The organism is Hungatella sp. (assembly GCF_046966825.1).
In genome coordinates, this window is the sequence record NZ_JBKVCZ010000234.1 from 1 (window position 1) to 5,234 (window position 5,234).

Here is a 5,234-nt window from a genome sequence, read left to right on the forward strand (position 1 = left end):
GTACAGCACGGCGCCGTTTTTTATCTGGGTGCTGTCCATATTTCCGCCGTGATCCATGGGAGTTATGGTGGAGACGCCCTCTCCCGCCGGCGCCACACCGATCACGCCGATCATTGGCTCCACCGGTATTTCCACTTTGCCGTCGTAGTATGCCTTTCCATCTTTGACAGGAACGCGTTTTAATACCTTTTTCGAAAATTCCGACCTCTCGCTTCCGCTGTTCGGCCCCAGCATCACAATGCCGACAGGTCCCAGTTCGATATCCAGAATCTCGATCCTAAGCATGTCCCCCGGCATCGCTCCCTCAACGTACAGAGGGCCGGTGGCCGGATTCCCCGGTTTTCTCACCACATTTTCAAAGGTGGCCTCCTCCGGCAGGAACTGGTTCGTAAAGCAGTCATACGTCTCAAATACCACCGTCTCTCCCGCCTGAATGGAAGCACAGGCTGCATTGTCCTTTGAGAGCACGTTCGTTATAAATTCTTTCGTTATCACTTTCATCTCTATTCTCCCTGACCCTGTTTATTTTTTCTTACCGCTGAGCTCCGGCCATACCGTAATCAGCATCGTGATGAAGCAGGCCGCCCCGCCGATAAAGTTGGACACCGGTTCCGCCATGAGCACGCCGTCCGTTCCCAGTCCAAACATCAGAGGAAGGACCAGCATAAGCGGAATCACAATGATCACTTTCCTGAAAATCGAGAAGAACACCGCATTCTTCGCTTTTCCCAGCGCTACAAACACGGATTGGCCGGCGAACTGAAGCGACATCATGAAAAAGCCGAAATAGTAGATCCGCATGGCCGGAATTCCTTCCCTGACCAGATCCGCGTCCTGATTGAAGATGCGGATAAAGAATTCCGGAAAGCCATGGACAAACAGCCACATAACCGTCGTGTAGGCGATGGAGACCACCGAAATGAATACAATGGCCCGTTTCACCCGCTTATACTCTCCCGCCCCGTAATTGAATCCCATCACCGGCTGCGCGCTGTTAGTCAGGCCATTAACCGGCATGGAAATGATTTCCCGGACAGAGTTGATCACGGTCATGATCCCTACGTACAGATCCCCGCCGTAATGCTGCAGTGACGCATTGTACATGATCTGTACCGAGCTGTTGGTGATCGCCATGGTAAAGCCCGACATGCCGAGGGCCACGATGTTCTTCACCCGCTCCTTCTTCAGCCGGAACGCCGAAGTTTTCAGCCTTAAAATCGCCTTCCTGCCCGTCAGAAACTTTACGATCCAGAGGGCAGACAGAAACTGGGACAGTATCGTGGCAAGCGCCGCCCCTCTTACTCCCATATGAAAGGTAAAGATAAAGACCGGGTCCAGAATAATGTTGGCGACCGCTCCGAGGAGCACGGTCATCATGCCGATGGTACCGAACCCCTGCGAATTGATGAAGCTGTTCATCCCCAGACCGATCATCACGAAAATACTTCCGAGAAGATAGATGCTTATGTACTGATCCGCATACGGATACGTGTTGTCACTGGCCCCGAACAGATAGAGCATGGGCTTTTTGAGGGCCAGTCCCACCACAGTCAGCCCGATTCCGAATATTACCATCAGGACGAAGGAGTTGCCCATGATCAGCTCCGCCTCCTCCTTATTGCCGCGGCCGCGTTCGATGGAGCACAGCGGTGCCCCACCCATGCCAAATAAATTGGCGAACGCGATAACCATGGAAATAATGGGCAGACAGAGCCCCAGGCCGGTTAAAGCCAGCGTGGCATTCTCCGGAATCCGCCCGATGTAGATCCTGTCGATAATATTATAGAGTACATTGATCAGCTGGGCCATGGTCATAGGGACCGCCAGCTTCATGATATTTGATACGATACTGCCTTTTGAAAAATCATTTGCTGTGTCTGACATGGTGTTTCAATCCTTTTACCTGTAACATTTCTATCTATCATATCACTAACCGCCGCATTTGCAAAGTGCTTTATCCCCTGCTGCCGGCAGGCGTTCCCGGTCAGTGCTCCAGGACAGTGCTCCTGATCAGCCCTCCCGGTCAGTGTTCCCTCAGGACATTGATCTGCCATCCGATGCCGTACCGGTCCGTCACCATGCCGAAACAGCTGCTCCATGCTGTCTCCGAGAGCTCCATCTCTGCCTTACCGCCTTCCTTCAGATACCCGAAGATCTTCCTGGCCGTCTCCTCGTCCTCCGGCATGAGAGCGATCGTAATGTGGTTTCCCTGTTCATACGGCATACCCGGAAATGTATCGGAAAACATCAGTTTCTTTCCCTTCACAGTGATCTCCGTATGCATAATCAGCTTCTTCGCCTCCTCCGGCATCGGCCATGCGGGATTCTCCCCGCTCTCCCCGAAGGTCAGAAACTTCGGCGGCTCCGCTCCGAACGCCTTCGCATAAAATTCCACCGCCTCCCGGCAGCTTCCGTTAAAACGGATATAGGGTGTAAATTCCATCCTGTGTTCCTCCTTGGATTCTAAGATGGAATTAGTATAACCGGATATCCATTTCTTTATCATTTTTCCAGATTTGCCTCCGGTGAATGGGACATGCTCCGAAAGAACGCTTCCGCCCATTCGTCCTCCCTGTGTTCACAGGAAGCCGTTATCAGTGCGATCTGATATCCGCCTGCCACTTCCCCCACATACTGGCTGCACGGACCGTCCGTCTCATGCACTATGGTTCCGGCAAACGCAAACCGGTACGCTAAGCAGCCATTCTCTCCGCTTATCGGTTCTCCCTCTGCGCCGTCGAAAATCCGCTCCGTGATCTCCGGGCTCTCCTCTCTGCTTTTTAACGCCGTAATCCGGATCGCATGCCAGTCCTCCTCCAGACCGTCATACCATAAATGAGAATTACTGTCCTCATCGTATTCATAGAGATAGGAGCCTGGAACCACAAAGGTCATGGTGCCGATCTTATCCCGCACATTCCCACGCCTGTAGCCGATGGGATAATCCGGTTCATACACCGGCACATCCGCTACAGCCTCCGGCTCTCTTCCATTTAGCCGGCAGAGCAGGATGTATTCCTCCGTTGGAAATGGAAGGCCCCGGTCTAAGAGAAGGGCTTTTTCCAGATGATCAATGATACGGTCATTCATCCGTTTATCCCTCTCGCTCCTGCTGCCCGGCATGAAACAGCACTCTTCCCACATCAGGCTGAGAGCCGTGTTTCTGTAATATCCCGCATCTCTTCCCGGCTCATTCCAAATGAAAAATTCCTTTGCAAAGGGCTCAATCCCCTCATTTTCCACCCAGCCCAGCATTTTCTGGATTGAGAACCGGCCGAAGGGAGTGAACACGGTGCCAGGAACCTCCTCCGGCGTGTACTGATCCAGATCCCAGCAGAGACCGAAGGACACAGCATCCGGCCATTTTTCTTCCCGCTCCCGGCATACCGCAACCAGGTTTTTCAGCCATCCGTAAAAATGTTCTTCTCTCATCCGTTCAAAATCATGGTCATCCCCATAGCCGGTCTCATCGTCTAGGATAAATTCCAGATCCGTCTCTCTGGCAAGCTCCTCCACGAAGTGAACCGCCGCGGCGTGGAATCCCGCTCCCGCCAGACTGGAGGTGCACTCTCCATAGACCATCTGCGCCGGAATTTCCCCGTCCAGCCCGGAGCTGAACTGAAAAAACACATCTCCCAGCCGGCAGAATCCCACACGCATACAGTCTTCCTCCTGCCGTACCTCATACCGCTTCTCCTCTCCCAGCATCCGGATCATCTGCTTCACAAACCGTTTATCCTGAACCACTGCCTGGCACGTAAATCCTACACTCATACTTTTTCCTTTCCCTTCAATCACTCGTTATGGCCGTTCCTTCTGTGCTACTGTTCATTATACTCAGGGAAGCAGTCATTTGTAAAGTATTTGGAATTGTGGTAAAATAAGAAAAACACAAATGCTGGGAGGGATATACTTGTTAAGTAATGATGCTGAAGCAAGATTAAAAGAATTCAATGATACCGCGTTTCCAAAAAAGATGATAACAATCACCGACCGCGTCCGGATCGCAGTCGGCTGGGGACACAGCAACTGTATTATCGTAGAAGGGGATACGTCCCTGATTCTGGTCGATACCCTGGATTCCGACGCCAGAGCCGCACGCCTGAAGGACGAGCTGTCCCGTCTGACGGATAAACCCGTAAAGACCATTATTTTCACCCACGGCCATCCGGATCACCGGGGCGGCTGCGGAGCGTTCCGGGACACGGTGGAGGAGATCATCGCCTTTGCCCCCAAGAAGGCCGTATTAAAAGGAACAGAACGAATTAATCCAATCTTAAACAAAAGGACCTTCCGTCAGTTCGGCTATGGACTGACCGACGAAGAACTCATTACCCAGGGTCTGGGGATCCGGGAAGGCCACGCCATCGGTGACGGCGTCTACTCGTTTCTTCCTCCCACCACGCTTTATACAGAAGATTCCGTTACGCGCACCATCGATGGAGTTGCCTTCGAGATGGTATCCGCGGTCGGCGAGACGGACGACCAGATCTTTCTCTGGCTTGCGGAGGAGCGGATCATGTGCTGCGGCGACAATTACTACGGCTGCTGGCCCAATCTCTATGCCATCCGCGGCGGGCAGTACCGCGACATAGCCGCCTGGGTGGACAGCCTGGAACGTATCATGAGTTACCCGGCCGAGGCCCTGCTTCCGGGCCACATGCTTCCGGTCCTGGGACACGACCGGATCACAGAGGTCCTCGGTAATTTTAAGGAGGCCATCCGCTACATCCTGGATGAGACTCTCGCCTGCATCAGCCAGGGGCTTTCCCAGGACGAAACCGCTGCCCGGGTGGTTCTTCCTGAAGCCTACCGCAGCCTGCCGTATCTTCAGGAGTATTACGGCACAGTGCAATGGTCTGTGCGCGCCATCTATCAGGGATATGTGGGATGGTTTGACGGCAATCCGTCCAATTTAAACCGTACCGCACCGGAGAAATACTCCCGCAATCTGATAAAACTGGCCGGCGGAGAGCAGGCCATTTCCACCGCTGTCAAAACGGCTCTGGAGGAGTCGGAATTCCAGTGGGCTTCCGAGCTCTGCGACCTTCTTCTTGGTGCCGGAGACACAGTATCCGAAGAGTGGAAAACAAACGCCCGCCGTTGGAAGGCCGAAAGTCTGAGACAACTCTCCAGGCTGGAAACCAGCGCGAACGGGCGCCACTATTATCTCAGCTGTGCAAAAGAGCTGGAAAAGGAATAGGCTCCATTAAACTTTAGAGTGCTCTTTATAG

General features: G+C 53.2%; 5 protein-coding genes. 1 reads left to right on the forward strand and 4 read right to left on the reverse strand.

The window, feature by feature from the left end; genetic code table 11:
* The 4 genes from ACLTD4_RS32860 to ACLTD4_RS32875 all read right to left on the reverse strand — a co-directional run.
* Positions 1-501: acetamidase/formamidase family protein (locus ACLTD4_RS32860; RefSeq protein ID WP_412331925.1), on the reverse strand; the 501-nt coding region annotated here is incomplete at its 3' end.
* 21 nt (positions 502-522) lie between these two features.
* On the reverse strand, positions 523-1,884 hold the full coding sequence (locus ACLTD4_RS32865) for an MATE family efflux transporter (RefSeq protein WP_117621707.1): 1,362 nt from the start codon (positions 1,882-1,884) through the stop codon (positions 523-525).
* Between the two features lie 139 nt (positions 1,885-2,023).
* Complete coding sequence (locus ACLTD4_RS32870; RefSeq protein WP_055653158.1) at positions 2,024-2,443, reverse strand: VOC family protein; 420 nt, start codon at positions 2,441-2,443, stop codon at positions 2,024-2,026.
* Positions 2,444-2,502: 59 nt separating this feature from the next.
* The gene (locus tag ACLTD4_RS32875) at positions 2,503-3,774 is read right to left on the reverse strand and encodes a hypothetical protein (protein ID WP_117621706.1); all 1,272 of its coding nucleotides are present in this window, start codon (positions 3,772-3,774) and stop codon (positions 2,503-2,505) included.
* A 139-nt stretch (positions 3,775-3,913) separates the two neighbouring features.
* Here ACLTD4_RS32875 and ACLTD4_RS32880 point away from each other — a divergent pair, with 139 nt between their 5' ends.
* A complete protein-coding gene (locus tag ACLTD4_RS32880) occupies positions 3,914-5,203 on the forward strand; it encodes an alkyl/aryl-sulfatase (RefSeq protein ID WP_117621705.1) in 1,290 nt (429 codons plus the stop codon).
* The last annotated feature ends 31 nt before the right edge of the window (positions 5,204-5,234 follow it).